The organism is Desulfocicer niacini (genome assembly GCF_054657595.1).
The window spans coordinates 1-1,066 of record NZ_BAAHYK010000145.1 but is presented as its reverse complement, the minus strand read 5'-3'; the positions used below and the strand labels follow the sequence as shown (position 1 = coordinate 1,066).

The window sequence follows — 1,066 nt, the reverse complement described above, 5'->3', positions numbered from 1 at the left end:
CGCACCAAGGCCACCGGTGAAAGCCCCACATTAAAGGGCCTTTTCTCCGCCGGTGAAGCCGCCTGCTGGGACATGCACGGATTTAACCGTCTCGGGGGCAATTCCGTTGCCGAAACCGTGGTGGCCGGCATGATTGTGGGTGAATACGTGGCCGATCACTGCCAGAACAATCCGTTAAACATCAATACCAAACTCATTGAACATTTCATGAAGCAGGAAAAGGCCAAGATTTCCACCCTGCTCAAGCGAGAACGTGGAGAAAACCCCTACGAGCTGAAAAAAGAGATGCAGCAGATCATGATGGACAAGGTGGGTATTTTCAGAAATGAGACCGATCTTACCCAGGCCGTGGAAGAACTCAAGGTCCTGCACCAGCGCTCCAAGAACGTGGCTCTTCGCAACAAGATCAGTTCGTCCAACCCCGAGCTTGTGGAAGCGATCCGGGTTCCTAAAATGATCAAGCTTGCCCAGTGCGTGGCCTATGGGGCCATGCTGCGCAAGGAAAGCCGTGGCGCCCATGCCCGGGAAGATTTCCCCGAAAGAAACGACCGCGACTGGCTCAAACGGACCCTCACTTACTGGAAGAGTGACGACACCGATCTTCCCGAGGTGGAATACGAGGCCCTGGATGTCATGAAGATGGAAATGCCTCCGGGATCCCGTGGCTATGGTGTGGACCAGACCATCCATCATCCGGACACGGAAAAACGGGTGGCGGAAATTGAAGAAATTAAAAAGGAAAATCCCGGTGCCGATCGGTTCAAGCTGCAGCGGCTCCTGAACCCCATTGAGATACCGGAGAAATTCAAAGGAAAGAACGAGCGCATCGGGAGGGGATTCAAATAATGAGTGAGCAGGAAATAAAAACGGATCAGGAAAGAGTGCTTAAGTTCAACATCTTGAGATTCAATCCCCAGGTAAAGGGCGACAAGCCTGTGATGAAGACCTATGAGGTCACCGAAGCCCCGGGTATGACCATCTTTATTGCCTTGAACGACATCCGGGAAACCCAGGAACCATCCCTGCAGTTTGATTTTATCTGCCGGGCCGGTATCTGCGGTTCCTG

The 1,066-nt window shown here is 52.8% G+C and carries 2 protein-coding genes; both read left to right on the top strand.

The features are described 5' to 3' along the window. A partial coding sequence (locus ACYQ2M_RS25105) for an FAD-binding protein (RefSeq protein WP_459919146.1) occupies nt 1-846 on the top strand: 846 nt, incomplete at its 5' end. Further along, nucleotides 846-1,066 (top strand): 2Fe-2S iron-sulfur cluster-binding protein (locus tag ACYQ2M_RS25100; RefSeq protein ID WP_459919145.1); only part of this gene is annotated, 221 nt, incomplete at its 3' end. The genes ACYQ2M_RS25105 and ACYQ2M_RS25100, both read left to right, overlap by 1 nt.